Raw genomic sequence first — 13,940 nt, 5'->3', positions numbered from 1 at the left:
CGGGCGAAGCCGGCGGCGATTGTTCCGTCTATGCCGAAGGTCGGTACCCGCGGGGGCCCTCGCGTCTTGACGGCGGCCGCGCGCCGGGTTCATGGCTTCACAGGCGCCGTCATCCGGAGTTGACGCAGATCAACTTGGCGGCGCCGGCACGACCTAGACTGCCTTTCGGAGGAAACAGTGATGAATGGGCAAATGCACCAGCATCACGCGGCTCGCGTTGAGGCCGCTATTGCGTCGGGCCAGGCGGCACGTTCCGCGCTTGTGGCGTCGTGGTGCCGTTCCTCCCGTTTGCATCACCTCGATCCTTCCGGCCACCGGCCATCGACCCGGCTCACCGACGCCGAGCTCTTCTATGCGCGCGAACGCATCGCGCCGCTGCTTGCGGCCGCGCAGGGCGCGATGGACCGGCTCTATCAGGCGGTCGGCGCTGCGGGCTGCTGCGTGCTGCTCGCCGACGGTGAGGGCATTCCGGTCGATCGTCGCGGCACGCCGGCCGATGACGCGACGTTCCAATCCTGGGGCCTGTGGACGGGCGCGCTGTGGAGCGAGGAGCATGAAGGCACGAACGGCATCGGCACTTGCCTGGTCGAGCAGCGGCCGCTGACCATCGACCGCGACCAGCACTTCTTCACGCGCAACACGCTGTTGAGCTGCACTGCCGTGCCGATCTACGACCATGAGGCGGCGCTGGCCGGCGTGCTCGACGTCTCCTCCTGCCGCGCCGATCGCACCGACGCATTTTCGAATTTGATTGCACTGGCCGCGGGCGAAGCCGCGCGGCGCATCGAGGCCGACCTGTTCCGCCGTGCCTTTGCCAATGCCCGCATCGTGCTGGCGCCGTCGGCGGAGGGGCAGGGTGGCCTCGTGGCCGTCGATGCCGACGATCTCGTGATAGGCGCGACCCGATCCGCCCGGGTCGGACTTGGGATCGCGCCCGGCCGCCCGTGGCAGCCGGTGCCCGCAGCCGATCTGTTCGGCGCCGATACGGCGTGCGACCACCTTGCCGGCGGTCAGCGCGCCGTCGTGCAGCGGGCGCTGTTGCGCGCGGGCGGCAACGTTTCGGCGGCCGCCAAGGCGCTCGGCGTCAGCCGCGCCACGCTCCATCGCAAGCTCAAGCGGTTCGAGCTGCGCGCGCACTGATCATTCGCCTGCCTTCCACCTACATCATCAGCCGTCCATGCGAGGAGGCCGCCACCCGCGGCCATTCTTCGAGACGCGTGCAAGAGCGCTCCTCAGCGTGAGGATAAGTGCGTGTAGCCGCATCACCTGTCGCAGTTCTGCGACAGGTCGGCCGCACCGTCGCTCCCGCCCGGGCTGACAGAAAACATCTTCCGCGACATTTTCATTGCAAGTCGCACGGAGGCGAAACGCCCGCGACGAATTGCTCACACAGCAACACCGGGAGTGAACATGAACAAGGTCGAATTCCTCAACGTCAGCCAGAATCCCTTTGCCGGGCGCTATGACAATTTCATCGGCGGCAAATTCGTTGCGCCGAAAGCAGGCAAGTATTTTGACAACACCTCGCCGGTGACCGGAAAGGTCGTGTGCCAGATCGCCCGCTCCGATGAGCAGGATATCGAGGCAGCCCTCGACGCGGCGCATGCGGCCAAGCACGCCTGGGGACGCACGAGCGCGGCGGAACGCTCGGTCATCCTCAACAAGATCGCCGACCGCATGGAGGCGAATCTGGAGCGGCTCGCGATCGCCGAAACCTGGGACAACGGCAAGCCGATCCGCGAGACCCGCGCCGCCGACCTGCCGCTCGCCATCGACCACTTTCGCTACTTCGCCGGCGTCGTGCGCGGGCAGGAAGGCACCATCGGCGAAATCGATGACGACACCGTCGCCTATCATTTCCACGAGCCGCTCGGTGTGGTCGGTCAGATCATCCCCTGGAACTTCCCGCTGCTGATGGCCTGCTGGAAGCTTGCGCCCGCGATCGCCGCCGGCAATTGCGTCGTGCTCAAGCCGGCCGAGCAGACCCCGGCCTCGATCATGGTCTGGGCCGAGATCGTCGGCGACCTCCTGCCGCCCGGTGTCCTCAACGTCGTCAACGGCTTTGGCCTCGAAGCCGGCAAGCCGCTCGCCTCCAGCAAGCGGATCGCCAAGATCGCGTTCACCGGCGAGACCACGACGGGCCGGCTGATCATGCAATATGCCAGCCAGAACCTGATCCCGGTCACGCTCGAACTCGGCGGCAAGTCGCCGAACATCTTCTTCAAGGACGTCACCGCTGAGGACGACGATTTCTTCGACAAGGCGATCGAGGGCTTCGTCATGTTCGCGCTGAACCAGGGCGAGGTCTGCACCTGCCCGAGCCGGGCGCTGGTCCACGAGGCCATCTACGACCGCTTCATGGAACGGGCGCTGAAGCGCGTGGCCGCCATCGTGCAGGGCGACCCGCGTGATGCCGCCACCATGATCGGTGCACAGGCTTCCAGCGAGCAGTTGGAGAAAATTCTTTCCTATATCGACATCGGCAAGCAAGAGGGTGCCAAGGTTCTGGCCGGCGGCGGGCGCGCCAGCCTGTCCGGCGATCTCGCCAGCGGTTTCTACGTCCAGCCGACCGTCTTCCACGGCCACAACAAGATGCGGATCTTCCAGGAGGAGATCTTTGGGCCCGTCGTCTCGGTCACGACCTTCAAGACCGACGAAGAGGCGCTGTCGATCGCCAACGACACGCTCTACGGCCTCGGCGCCGGTGTCTGGAGCCGCGATGCCAACCGTTGCTACCGCTTCGGCCGCGCCATCCAGGCGGGCCGCGTCTGGACCAACTGCTACCACGCCTATCCCGCGCATGCGGCGTTCGGCGGCTACAAGCAGTCTGGTATCGGACGCGAAACCCACAAGATGATGCTCGATCATTACCAGCAGACCAAGAACCTCCTGGTCAGCTACAGCCCGAAGAAGCTCGGCTTCTTCTGATCGTTGCAATCAGGGCGGCGCAAAAATCTTCTCCCATTGCGCCGCTCTGGACTGGCGGGGCACGGCTCATGCACGACAAGGTCAGCGCAACGGAGGCTGCTCTGAAGCTCCTGGCCGAAATCTGTGCTGATCACGGCCCCGTCCTGTTTCACCAATCCGGCGGCTGTTGCGACGGCTCCTCGCCGATGTGCTATCCGGCCGGCGAGTTTCTCATCGGCGAGCACGACGTGCTGCTCGGTCACATCGGCGGCATGCCGGTCTATATCAGCGGACCGCAATACGAGGTCTGGAAGCATACCGACCTGATCATCGACGTCGTTCCGGGACGGGGCGGCATGTTCTCCTTGGACAATGGACGGGAGCGGAGGTTCCTGACGCGGTCACGAATCTGTTCGCGCGGCGGCGCCGAATAGATTCGCCGCGGCGCTGCGGTTTCGCGCGCGCCGCAGTGGGGAAAGATCGTCTGCGCGCCCGCCGTCATCCGCCCGTCAGAGAATTGCGACAAGAAGACACGAGCGCCGGCCTTGATCAGCCCGGCGCTCGTGGCGTTCGAAGCGACGCTACGCAACAGATGCCGCGCAAAAAATGGAGGCCTGGCCATGACGAGCGATCGTTCGCGACGGAAGATGCATATTGGCGCGCTCCTGTTCGGCGCGGCAGCTTTGGCGTTCTTCCCACCAGCGATGGCCCGCGCACAGACCAGCCCGCTGCCCGCCGGCGCCAAGCACTTCCTGACCCTTGACGGAAAGGCGCCACTGATCCTCGGACATCGCGGCGTGCCGGGGCTGGTGCCTGAAGAGACGGAGCCTGCGTATGACCTTGCGGCAGCGCTGGGAACCGACGCACTCGAAGAGGACCTGCACCTGACCAAGGACTGCGTCCTGGTGGTGCGTCACAACCCTTGGCTCGCCGACAACACCAACATTGCCGAGGTGGCGAAGACCAATGCGGCGGTTGCGGCCCGCAAGCGCACCGTGCCCGGTGTGCTCGTCAAGGTAAAATCTCCCGGCAGTGGGCCGGCTGAATACCTCACCGATCTCACCGATCCGGCCGACCCCAAATCGGTGCTGAAATCGCTGATCGTCGACGGCGAAAACCACACCAATGACTGGTCGATTACCGACTTCACCATGGCCGAGTTGAAGGACTGGATTGCCGGTACGACCTATGATGCGGCGAACGAAAGGCCGAAGGTCTTCAACGGCAAGTTCCCGATCATCAGCTTCCAGGAAGTCATCGACATCGCCAAGGCCAAGAGCAAGGAGACGGGGCGTCCCATCGCCGTCTATCCGGAAACCAAGAATCCGACCTGGAACAACGCCCAGGCGATCGCGAATGGCTGCGGCGCATCCGGCAGCCACCCGTTCGAGGATGCTCTGATCAAGATCATCCAGGACAACGGCCTCAACGCGAAGGATGCCCCCGTCATTGTTCAGAGCTTCGAGCCCAGCAGCCTGAAATATATGCGCAGCCGTGGCCTTCAGACGCGGCAGGTCCAGCTCATCGACGGCAACGGCGTCGACTTCAAGACCGGCAAGGTCCTCCTTAACGACATCACCAGCTCCCGTCCGTTCGACTGGACGGCTTCGGGTGATGCGCGCTGGTACGATGCGATGGTGACCCCTGAGGGCCTCGCGGAGATCAAGACCTATGCCGACGGCATTGGTCCCTGGAAGCCTTATATCGTTCCGCTGAAGATTTCGCCGTGGAAGGACAACAATGCCGATGGCGGTCCCTACAAGGGATCAACGCTGGAGGCTTCGACGCAGGAAGCAACCAGCCTTGTTGCCGACGCTCACAAGCTTGGCCTGTTCGTGCATGTCTTCACCTTCCGCAACGAGAGGAAGTATCTGGCAGCCGACTATCACGGTGATCCCAGCCTTGAATATCTCAAATTCTTCCGTCTGGGCGTGGATGGGGTCTTCACCGACTTTACACACACCGGTGTCGGCGCCCGTGCAGCCTATCTGCGTGAGCTCGGCTGGTGAGGCCGGATTCGCGGGAGAGCAATTGTTGCCGGATCGGCGCAAAAGATTTTGCAAAATTTCGGGCACGCTGCACTGCGGCATAATGAAAGTTGCATGCCTGCGCTGCGGTGCTTTCACCGGCGTTTGAGTTGGGTTAGAGAGGGCTTAGTTTTCTCTGACCCGGAATTCCCATGGCCTCACCCAAAAAAGCCGCCGCTGACAAGACCAACGGCAGCTCTCCTCCGGAATTCACCAAAGAACAGGAACTCAAGGCGCTTCGGGACATGCTCCTGATCCGCCGTTTCGAGGAGAAGGCGGGCCAGCTCTACGGCATGGGTGCGATCGGCGGTTTCTGCCACCTCTATATCGGCCAGGAGGCCGTGGTAGTTGGTATGCAGATGGCGCTGAAGCAAGGCGATCAGGTCATCACCGGCTACCGCGACCATGGCCACATGCTCGCCTGCGGCATGGACGCCAACGGCGTGATGGCCGAGCTCACCGGCCGCCGCGGCGGCTATTCCAAGGGCAAGGGCGGCTCCATGCACATGTTCAGCATGGAGAAGCAGTTTTACGGCGGTCACGGCATCGTCGGTGCACAGGTCTCGCTCGGCACCGGGCTTGCCTTCGCCAACCATTATCGCGGCAACGACAATGTCAGCGTCGCCTATTTCGGCGACGGTGCGGCGAACCAGGGCCAGGTCTATGAGAGCTTCAACATGGCGGAGCTCTGGAAGCTGCCGGTGATCTACGTCATCGAGAACAACCGCTACGCCATGGGTACGGCGGTGTCCCGCGCATCCGCTCAGCAGGATTTCTCAAAGCGTGGTGCGTCCTTCAATATCCCCGGCAAGCAGGTCGACGGCATGGACGTCCGCGCGGTGAAGGCCGCGGGCGACGAGGCGGTCGCCTGGTGCCGCGCCGGCAAGGGCCCCTTCATCCTGGAAATGCAGACCTATCGCTACCGCGGCCACTCGATGTCCGACCCCGCGAAGTACCGAACGCGCGAGGAAGTCGAAAAAGTCCGCCACGACCAGGACCCGATCGAGCAGGTACGCAACCGCCTGCTGGCGGCGAAGGTCAGCGAGGCCGACCTCAAGGCGATCGACGCCGAGGTGCGCGACATCGTCAACGCCTCCGCCGACTTCGCCCAGCATGATCCCGAGCCGGATGCCGCCGAGCTCTGGACCGATGTCTACCGCTAATCGCGCGCAAGCTTTCTTTTGGAGTCGATATGCCAATTCAAGTGCTGATGCCCGCGTTGTCGCCCACGATGGAAAAGGGCAACCTCGCCAAATGGCTGAAGAAAGAGGGCGAGACGATCAAGTCAGGCGATGTCATCGCCGAGATCGAGACCGACAAGGCGACCATGGAGGTCGAGGCGACCGATGAGGGGACGCTCGGCAAGATCCTGATCCCGGAAGGCACCGCCGACGTTGCCGTGAACACGCCGATTGCGACAATCCTCGCCGATGGCGAGACGGCCGCCGATCTCGCCAAGGCGCCGGCGCCGGCCGCGCCGAGCGTCGCGCAGGAAGTCGCCGAATCCCGCTCGCCGGTCGGCGAAGGCAAGCCGATGATCTCGGCGCCGAAGGCCGCTGCGGCGCCGCAGGCCGTCGCCGAGCCCGATCCCGAAGTGCCCGCTGGCACCGCGATGGTGACGCAGACGATTCGTGAAGCGCTGCGCGACGCGATGGCCGAGGAGATGCGCCGCGACCCGGACGTCTTTGTCATGGGTGAAGAGGTCGCTGAATATCAGGGCGCCTACAAGGTCACGCAGGGCCTGCTGCAGGAATTCGGCGCCAAGCGTGTCATCGACACGCCGATCACGGAACACGGTTTTGCTGGCGTCGGCGTCGGCGCCGCCATGACCGGCTTGAAGCCGATCGTCGAGTTCATGACGTTCAACTTCGCCATGCAGGCGATCGACCAGATCATCAACTCCGCCGCCAAGACGCTCTATATGTCGGGTGGCCAGATGGGCTGCTCGATCGTGTTCCGCGGTCCGAATGGTGCTGCAGCCCGCGTCGCCGCGCAGCACAGCCAGGATTACGCGTCCTGGTACTCGAACATTCCGGGCCTGAAAGTGATCGCGCCGTTCTCGGCAGCCGATTACAAGGGCCTGCTCAAGGCCGCGATCCGCGATCCCAATCCGGTGATCTTCCTCGAGAACGAGGTGCTTTACGGCCATACCGGCGAAGTGCCGAAGCTCGACGACTATGTGATCCCGATCGGCAAGGCGCGCATCGTGCGCACCGGCGGCCACGTCACCATCATCTCCTGGTCGAACGGCATGACCTATGCGCTGAAGGCCGCCGACGAGCTCGCCAAGGACGGTATCGAGGCCGAGGTGATCGACCTGCGCACGCTGCGGCCGATGGATACCGAAACGATCATCAACTCGGTGAAGAAGACCGGCCGCGCCGTCACGGTCGAGGAGGGCTGGGCGCAGAGCGGCGTCGGCGCCGAGATCGCCGCGCGCATCATGGAGCACGCCTTCGACTATCTCGACGCACCGGTCACGCGTGTGTCGGGCAAGGACGTTCCGATGCCCTATGCCGCGAACCTGGAAAAGCTCGCGCTGCCGTCGGCGGCCGAAGTCGTCGAGGCCGCCAAAGCCGTCTGCTACAGGTAGACCATGGCAGGGCCCAAGGAGCAGCCACTGCCGCCCGACGTCATGGCCCGCGAGGATGCGATCGAGATCCTGCGCGTGTTCGTGCTCGACGGCGGACTGTCGATGGCGTTCCAGCGGGCTTTTGAGGAGCCCGACATGTGGGGCCTGCTGCTGGTCGATCTCGCCCGCCACGCCGCGCGCGCCTATGCGCGCGAGAGCGAATACACCGAGGAAGAGGCGCTGAGCCGCATCCTCGAAATGTTCGAGGCGGAAATCCAACGGCCGACCGATCTCGGCACCACCACACCGCGCGGACAGAAGGGTCACTGACGCGTGGCAATCAACGCTTTGAAAAGTTTTTCGTGAGGTCAGCATGCCCATCAACATCCTGATGCCCGCTCTCTCGCCGACCATGGAGAAGGGCAACCTCGCCAAGTGGCTGAAGAAGGAAGGCGACAAGGTCAAATCCGGCGACGTCATTGCCGAGATCGAGACCGACAAGGCCACCATGGAGGTCGAGGCGATCGACGAAGGCACGATCGCAAAGATCCTGGTGCCCGAAGGCACGCAGGACGTGCCGGTCAACGACGTGATCGCCGTGCTCGCGGGCGAGGGTGAGGACGTGAAGGCCGCCGGTGCTGCGAAGCCCAGCGCATCCGCCGCGCCGCCCAAGGCGGCCGAGGCTCCGGCGGCTGCGCCCGCACCCGTGCCGGCAGCGCCGAAGGCTGCACCGGCTGCTGCCGCCGCTCCGGCGCCAGCCGCCGCTCCCGCTGCGCAGGCAAATGGGCAGGGCGGCCGCGTATTCTCATCGCCGCTCGCGCGCCGGCTTGCCAAGGACGCCGGCATCCAGATTTCCATGGTTACCGGCACCGGCCCGCACGGCCGCGTGGTGGCCCGCGACGTCGAGCAGGCGAAGACCGGCAAGGGCCTGAAGGCGCCGGCAGCTGCGCCGTCAGGCGCGCCCTCGATCGCCCCGACCATGTCGGACAAGCAGATCCTTTCGCTGTTCGAGCCCGGCTCCTACGACATCATCCCGCATGACGGCATGCGCCGGACCATCGCGCAGCGGTTGACCGCGTCGATCCAGAACGTCCCGCATTTCTATCTCACCATCGACTGCGACATCGGCAAGCTGATGGTCGCGCGCGAGGAGATCAATGCGGCCGCTCCGAAGGACAAGGAGAAGAAGCCGCTCTACAAGATCTCGGTCAACGACTTCGTCATCAAGGCAATGGCGGTCGCGCTGCAGAAGATCCCGAACTGCAATGTGAGCTGGACCGAGTCCGGCATGGTCAAGCACCACCATTCCGACGTCGGCGTTGCGGTCGCGATGCCCGGCGGCCTGATCACGCCGATCATCCGCAAGGCGGAGACCAAGACGCTGTCCACCATCTCCAACGAGATGAAGGATTTTGCGACGCGCGCGCGTTCCCGCAAATTGAAGCCCGAGGAATATCAGGGTGGCACCACCGCCGTCTCCAACCTCGGCATGTTCGGCATCAAAGACTTCACCGCCGTGATTAACCCGCCGCACGCGACCATCCTCGCGGTCGGGACAAGCGAGGAGCGTCCCGTCGTGCGGGGCGGCAAGATCGAGATCGCGCACATGATGAGCGTGACCCTGTCCTGCGATCACCGCGCCATCGACGGCGCGCTCGGTGCCGAGCTGATCGGCGCGTTCAAGCAGCTCATCGAAAACCCCGTCATGATGATGGTTTGACGAGAAAATCGCGTCGTCGTTGCGAGCGAAGCGAAGCAATCCAGGACGTGACCGGCAGACTGGATTGCTTCGTCGCAAGAGCTCCTCGCAATGACGGTCTCGAACGTTAAGGCCGGTTGGAGCGAGAACGAGCGTACAGCATGGCCGACACATCCTTCGATATCATCATCATCGGCTCCGGTCCCGGCGGTTACGTCACCGCGATCCGCGCCGCCCAGCTCGGCTTCAAGGTCGCGATCGTCGAGAAGTCGTATCTCGGCGGCATCTGCCTGAACTGGGGCTGTATCCCGACCAAGGCATTGCTGCGTTCGGCCGAGATCTATCATTACATGCAGCACGCCAAGGATTACGGCCTGTCGGCGGAAAAGATCTCGTTCGATCCGAAGGCCGTGGTGCAGCGCTCGCGCGGCGTCTCCAAGCGGCTGAATGATGGCGTCGGCTTTTTGATGAAGAAGAACAAGGTCTCGGTGATCTGGGGTGCCGCCTCGATCGACGCGCCCGGCAAGGTCACCGTGAAGAAGTCCGACGTCGAGGCGCCGAAGGGGACGCTGGGCGAGGGGAGCTATCAGGCCAAACACATCATCATCGCGACCGGCGCGCGGCCGCGCGTGCTGCCGGGGCTCGAGCCCGACAAGAAGCTGGTCTGGACCTACTTCGAGGCGATGGTGCCTGACCGTATCCCGAAGTCGCTCCTCGTCGTCGGCTCCGGCGCCATCGGCATCGAGTTCGCGTCCTTTTTCCACACCATGGGAAGCGACGTCACCGTGGTCGAGGTGCTGCCGCAGATCCTGCCCGTCGAGGACGCCGAGATCGCAGGTCTTGCGCGCAAGCGTTTTGAGAAGATGGGCATCAAGATCATGTCCTCGACCAAGGTGACAAAACTCGACAAGAAGGCCGACAGCGTCGTTGCCACCATCGACGACGGCAAGGGTAAGCCTGTCACGACCGAGTTCGAGCGCGTGATCTCGGCCGTCGGCGTGGTCGGCAATATCGAGAATCTCGGCCTCGAAAAGCTGGGCGTCAAAACCGATCGCGGCGTCGTCGTCATCGACGGCCTCTGCAAGACCAACGTGCCCGGCATCTACGCCATCGGCGACGTCGCAGGTCCCCCCATGCTGGCGCACAAGGCCGAGCATGAGGGCGTGATCTGCGTCGAAGCGATCAAGGGCCTGCATCCGCATCCCATGGACAAGAACATGATCCCGGGCTGCACCTATTGCCATCCGCAGGTCGCCTCCGTGGGCCTGACCGAAGCCAAGGCCAAAGAGAACGGCCGCGAGATCCGCGTCGGCCGTTTCCCCTTCGTCGGCAACGGCAAGGCGATTGCGCTCGGCGAGGACCAGGGCCTGGTCAAGGTGATCTTCGACAAGAAGACCGGTCAGCTCCTGGGCGCGCACATGATCGGCGCCGAGGTGACGGAACTGATCCAGGGCTATGTCGTTGCGATGAACCTGGAGACGACGGAAGAAGAGCTGATGCACACGGTCTTCCCGCATCCGACGCTGTCGGAGATGATGAAGGAAGCCGTGCTGGATGCTTATGGAAGGGTGTTGAATATCTAGCGTAGAACTCTGCAATGACGGCTCAAGATGATTGGTCAGAGGCAGGCGTAAATATCCTTGCGCCGGAGTTGCTGACCAAGGTCCGGAATATGCTGGAACGGGAACCGATTATTCTGGAACACCGATTGTATGCAGGGAGTGCGGCTCCTCTGATGTTAATCTTCGACGACTATGATGAATTTGTGCGTCACTTGGAATCGCGCGCCGGTCCCGGCGACCGCTTGCTTATGTGGGGCTACTCGGGCCTGTGCAGGGACGATAACATCGCGGTCGATGCAAAGTATCCCGATGCTGCTGGCCGAACCCCGCGCGGCGGATCATATTGAGAATTAGGCTTCAACCTCACCAAGAAAGAACAGTTGTGAAAGACAACGACAATCTCACCATCGAACGCCCGACCTTCGTCACGCATCTGGAATGCGCGATGGAGGGCGACCATTACGCGGCCGACCAGGTCCACAACCTCTCCAAGGCCGGCAAGCCGCTGCTCGTACGCTACGACCTCGCGGGCGTGAAGAAGGCGCTGACCAAGGACGCGCTGAAAAATCGTCCCGCCGACATGTGGCGCTACCGCGAGCTGCTGCCGGTGCGCAAATGCAAGGACATCGTCTCGCTCGGCGAGGTCACGACGCCGCTGATCCGGCTGCCAAAACTGTCGCAAAAGCTCGGCGGCGGCGAGATCATCGTCAAGGACGAGGGACGACTGCCGACCGGCTCGTTCAAGGCGCGCGGCCTCGTGATGGCGGTGTCGATGGGCAAGGCGCTCGGCATCAAGCACATGGCGATGCCGACCAACGGCAATGCCGGTGCGGCGCTTGCCGCCTACGCAACGAGCTGCGGCATCAAGACCACGATCTTCTGCCCGGCCGATACGCCCGAGGTGAATGTCAGCGAGATCGAGCTTCAGGGCGCGACCGTCTACCGCGTCAACGGCTATATCGATGATTGCGGCAAGATCGTCGGCGAGGGCAAGGCCAAGGTCGGCTGGTTCGACACCTCGACGCTGAAGGAGCCGTACCGCATCGAGGGCAAGAAGACGATGGGCCTGGAGCTCGCCGAGCAGCTCGGCTGGGACGTGCCGGATGTGATCTTTTATCCGACCGGCGGCGGCACCGGCCTGATCGGCATGTGGAAGGCGTTTGACGAGCTCGAGAAGATCGGCTTCATCGGCGCGAAGCGTCCGCGCATGGTCGCGGTGCAGGCGTCGGGCTGCGCGCCGATGGTGCGCGCCTATGACGCCGGCACCGAGCACGCCACGCGTTGGGAGGATGCGCACACGATCGCCTCAGGCATCCGCGTGCCGCAGGCGATCGGCGACTTCCTGATCCTGCGCGCGGTGCGCGAGAGCAAGGGCTTTGCCATCGCGGTCGATGACGACAAGATCTCGTCGGCGCTGAACGAGGTTGCGCGCGAGGAGGGGCTGTTGCTCTGCCCCGAAGGCGCCGCCACCTACGCCGCCTACAAAGAGAGTCTCGCCGACGGCCGCGTCACCAGGAACGATCGCGTGATGCTGTTCAATTGCGCGACCGGCCTCAAATATCCGCTGCCGCCGGTCACCCGCACGCTCGACCGCCACAAGCCGATCGATTATTCGCAGTTCTAGCGCGGCAGTACGTCACCAACGATCCCTCTCCCCGGCGCGCGGGGGGAGGGCAATAAGAATGATGCCGCCGGGAGGAAGAACAATGAAAGCCGTTTGGGCTGCCTTGGTTGCCGTTCTCGCGTTTGCCGGCGCCGCGCATGCCGATAGTTTTCCCTCGCGCAACATCACCATCATCGTGCCGTTCTCGGCCGGCGGTCCGTCGGATGCGATGGCGCGCATCCTCGCCGAACGGATGAAGGTCACGCTGGGGCAGGCGGTGCTGGTCGAGAATGTCACCGGCGCCGGCGGCTCGATCGGGGTCGGGCGCGCCGTGCAGTCGCCGCCGGACGGCTACACCATCTCTTTCGGCCATCTCGGCACCCATGTCGCTAACGGTGCCGTCTACAAGCTCAATTACGATCTCGTCGCCGACCTCGTGCCCGTGGTGCTGCTGCCGAGCAATCCGATGATTGTCGTCAGCAAGAACGCGGTGCCGGCGACATCGCTGATCGAGCTGATTGCCTGGCTCAAGTCGCGTCCGTCGCCGGCGACTGCGGGCACGGCCGGCGCGGGCTCCGGCAGCCACATCGCCGGCGTCTATTTCGAGAGCGCCGCCGGCATCAAGCTGCAATACGTGCCGTATCGCGGCACGGGTCCGGCGCTGAACGACCTCATCGCCGGCCAGATCGACGTCATCGTCGACCAGACCTCCAACTCGATCAACCAGGTCCGCGCCGGCACGATCCGCGCCTATGCCATCAGCGACGAGAAGCGGCTGGTGTCGGCGCCGGAGATTCCGACCGCGCAGGAGGCGGGGTTGAAGGGTTTTACCATGACGCTGTGGTCGGGAATGTGGGTGCCGAAGGGCACGCCGAAAGAGATCGTCACCAAGCTCAACGCCGCCGCCGTCGAGGCGCTGAGCAATCCCGGCGTGAAGAAGCAGATGGAGAACCTCGGCCTCGAGATGACGCCGCAGGACCAGCTCACGCCCGAAGCGCTCGGCGCGCGTCAGAAGGCCGAAATCGCCAAATGGTGGCCGATGATCAAGGCGGCGAACATCAAGATGGAGTGAGGCAGGCCCGCGGCCTGCGCGGAGGGATCAGAGGCGCATGGCGTTTTCCATTGCGCCGCATCATGCGCTCGCTTTTCCGCGATCCTCCAACGCGGTTTCGAGGCATTTGATCAGGGCTGAGGTCGAAAAGGGCTTGGGCAGGAAGCTGGCTCCCCCCTTGAGCGCGCGCGCGTGGACGGCCTCATCGGGAAAGCCCGTGATGAAGATGAACGGCGTCAGCACGCCTCGGCCCCGCATCTCTGTCATCAGGTCAAATCCGCTCATTTTCGACATCTGCACGTCTGTGATCACGCACGACGTGTCATTCAGCACGGCTGAAAGCAGAAATTCCTCGGCGGAAGGGAACGTGTGAACGAAATATCCGCGCGACTTGAGCATATTGTTCATCGCGGCCCGAACGTAGGGATCGTCGTCAATCACGGAAATGACCGAAGGCGCTGACAAGGCGTGGGCTCCTGACGCCGGATAAGCCTGCGAGAATTCCAAGTTGGGCTGGAA

General features: G+C 63.7%; 13 protein-coding genes. 12 read left to right on the top strand and 1 reads right to left on the bottom strand.

Annotated features, from left to right (window positions below; translation table 11 throughout):
* Nucleotides 1-180 precede the first annotated feature (180 nt).
* The 12 genes from KUF59_RS24540 to KUF59_RS24485 all read left to right on the top strand — a co-directional run bounded on the left by KUF59_RS24540 (nt 181) and on the right by KUF59_RS24485 (nt 13,442).
* Entirely contained in the window at nt 181-1,140 is a 960-nt protein-coding gene (locus KUF59_RS24540) for a GAF domain-containing protein (protein WP_212459673.1), read from the top strand.
* 270 nt (nt 1,141-1,410) lie between these two features.
* Nucleotides 1,411-2,928, top strand: coding sequence for an aldehyde dehydrogenase (adh, locus tag KUF59_RS24535; protein ID WP_212459674.1), 1,518 nt, complete (start codon nt 1,411-1,413; stop codon nt 2,926-2,928).
* A gap of 68 nt (nt 2,929-2,996) precedes the next feature.
* Nucleotides 2,997-3,341: a DUF779 domain-containing protein gene (locus tag KUF59_RS24530; RefSeq protein ID WP_212459675.1), complete on the top strand. Its 345-nt coding sequence runs from the start codon at nt 2,997-2,999 to the stop codon at nt 3,339-3,341.
* Between the two features lie 186 nt (nt 3,342-3,527).
* On the top strand, nt 3,528-4,916 hold the full coding sequence (locus KUF59_RS24525) for a glycerophosphodiester phosphodiesterase family protein (RefSeq protein ID WP_249140470.1): 1,389 nt from the start codon (nt 3,528-3,530) through the stop codon (nt 4,914-4,916).
* A 170-nt stretch (nt 4,917-5,086) separates the two neighbouring features.
* On the top strand, nt 5,087-6,097 hold the full coding sequence (pdhA, locus tag KUF59_RS24520; protein WP_212459676.1) for a pyruvate dehydrogenase (acetyl-transferring) E1 component subunit alpha: 1,011 nt from the start codon (nt 5,087-5,089) through the stop codon (nt 6,095-6,097).
* Nucleotides 6,098-6,126: 29 nt separating this feature from the next.
* Nucleotides 6,127-7,527, top strand: a complete 1,401-nt coding sequence (locus KUF59_RS24515) for a pyruvate dehydrogenase complex E1 component subunit beta (protein ID WP_212459677.1) — start codon at nt 6,127-6,129, stop codon at nt 7,525-7,527.
* Nucleotides 7,528-7,530: 3 nt separating this feature from the next.
* The gene (locus tag KUF59_RS24510) at nt 7,531-7,836 is read left to right on the top strand and encodes a DUF5076 domain-containing protein (protein WP_212459678.1); all 306 of its coding nucleotides are present in this window, start codon (nt 7,531-7,533) and stop codon (nt 7,834-7,836) included.
* A gap of 43 nt (nt 7,837-7,879) precedes the next feature.
* Nucleotides 7,880-9,226 carry a pyruvate dehydrogenase complex dihydrolipoamide acetyltransferase gene (locus KUF59_RS24505; protein ID WP_212459679.1) on the top strand — a complete coding sequence of 449 codons (1,347 nt, stop codon included), beginning with the start codon at nt 7,880-7,882 and terminating at the stop codon, nt 9,224-9,226.
* A 140-nt stretch (nt 9,227-9,366) separates the two neighbouring features.
* Nucleotides 9,367-10,788 (top strand): dihydrolipoyl dehydrogenase, encoded by a 1,422-nt coding sequence (gene lpdA, locus KUF59_RS24500; RefSeq protein ID WP_212459680.1) that lies wholly within the window; start codon nt 9,367-9,369, stop codon nt 10,786-10,788.
* 14 nt (nt 10,789-10,802) lie between these two features.
* Nucleotides 10,803-11,114: a hypothetical protein gene (locus tag KUF59_RS24495; RefSeq protein ID WP_212459681.1), complete on the top strand. Its 312-nt coding sequence runs from the start codon at nt 10,803-10,805 to the stop codon at nt 11,112-11,114.
* A gap of 35 nt (nt 11,115-11,149) precedes the next feature.
* Entirely contained in the window at nt 11,150-12,391 is a 1,242-nt protein-coding gene (locus KUF59_RS24490) for a threonine synthase (RefSeq protein ID WP_212459682.1), read from the top strand.
* 82 nt (nt 12,392-12,473) lie between these two features.
* A complete protein-coding gene (locus tag KUF59_RS24485; protein WP_212459683.1) occupies nt 12,474-13,442 on the top strand; it encodes a tripartite tricarboxylate transporter substrate binding protein BugD in 969 nt (322 codons plus the stop codon).
* Between the two features lie 60 nt (nt 13,443-13,502).
* Here the strand turns inward: KUF59_RS24485 and KUF59_RS24480 are convergent, their stop codons facing one another.
* Entirely contained in the window at nt 13,503-13,886 is a 384-nt protein-coding gene (locus tag KUF59_RS24480) for a response regulator transcription factor (RefSeq protein WP_212459684.1), read from the bottom strand.
* Nucleotides 13,887-13,940 lie beyond the last annotated feature (54 nt).

It is taken from the genome of Bradyrhizobium arachidis (assembly GCF_024758505.1).
Taxonomy (GTDB): domain Bacteria; phylum Pseudomonadota; class Alphaproteobacteria; order Rhizobiales; family Xanthobacteraceae; genus Bradyrhizobium; species Bradyrhizobium manausense_C.
This window is presented reverse-complemented; position numbering and strand designations above follow the sequence as displayed.

Coding starts and splice junctions, on each gene's coding strand:
- KUF59_RS24485 (WP_212459683.1), top strand. CDS start 12,474: ATGAAAGCCGTTTGGGCTGCCTTGGTTGCCGTTCTCGCGTTTGCCGGC.
- KUF59_RS24525 (WP_249140470.1), top strand. CDS start 3,528: ATGACGAGCGATCGTTCGCGACGGAAGATGCATATTGGCGCGCTCCTG.
- KUF59_RS24505 (WP_212459679.1), top strand. CDS start 7,880: ATGCCCATCAACATCCTGATGCCCGCTCTCTCGCCGACCATGGAGAAG.
- KUF59_RS24515 (WP_212459677.1), top strand. CDS start 6,127: ATGCCAATTCAAGTGCTGATGCCCGCGTTGTCGCCCACGATGGAAAAG.
- KUF59_RS24540 (WP_212459673.1), top strand. CDS start 181: ATGAATGGGCAAATGCACCAGCATCACGCGGCTCGCGTTGAGGCCGCT.
- pdhA (WP_212459676.1), top strand. CDS start 5,087: ATGGCCTCACCCAAAAAAGCCGCCGCTGACAAGACCAACGGCAGCTCT.
- KUF59_RS24495 (WP_212459681.1), top strand. CDS start 10,803: ATGACGGCTCAAGATGATTGGTCAGAGGCAGGCGTAAATATCCTTGCG.
- KUF59_RS24530 (WP_212459675.1), top strand. CDS start 2,997: ATGCACGACAAGGTCAGCGCAACGGAGGCTGCTCTGAAGCTCCTGGCC.
- lpdA (WP_212459680.1), top strand. CDS start 9,367: ATGGCCGACACATCCTTCGATATCATCATCATCGGCTCCGGTCCCGGC.
- adh (WP_212459674.1), top strand. CDS start 1,411: ATGAACAAGGTCGAATTCCTCAACGTCAGCCAGAATCCCTTTGCCGGG.
- KUF59_RS24510 (WP_212459678.1), top strand. CDS start 7,531: ATGGCAGGGCCCAAGGAGCAGCCACTGCCGCCCGACGTCATGGCCCGC.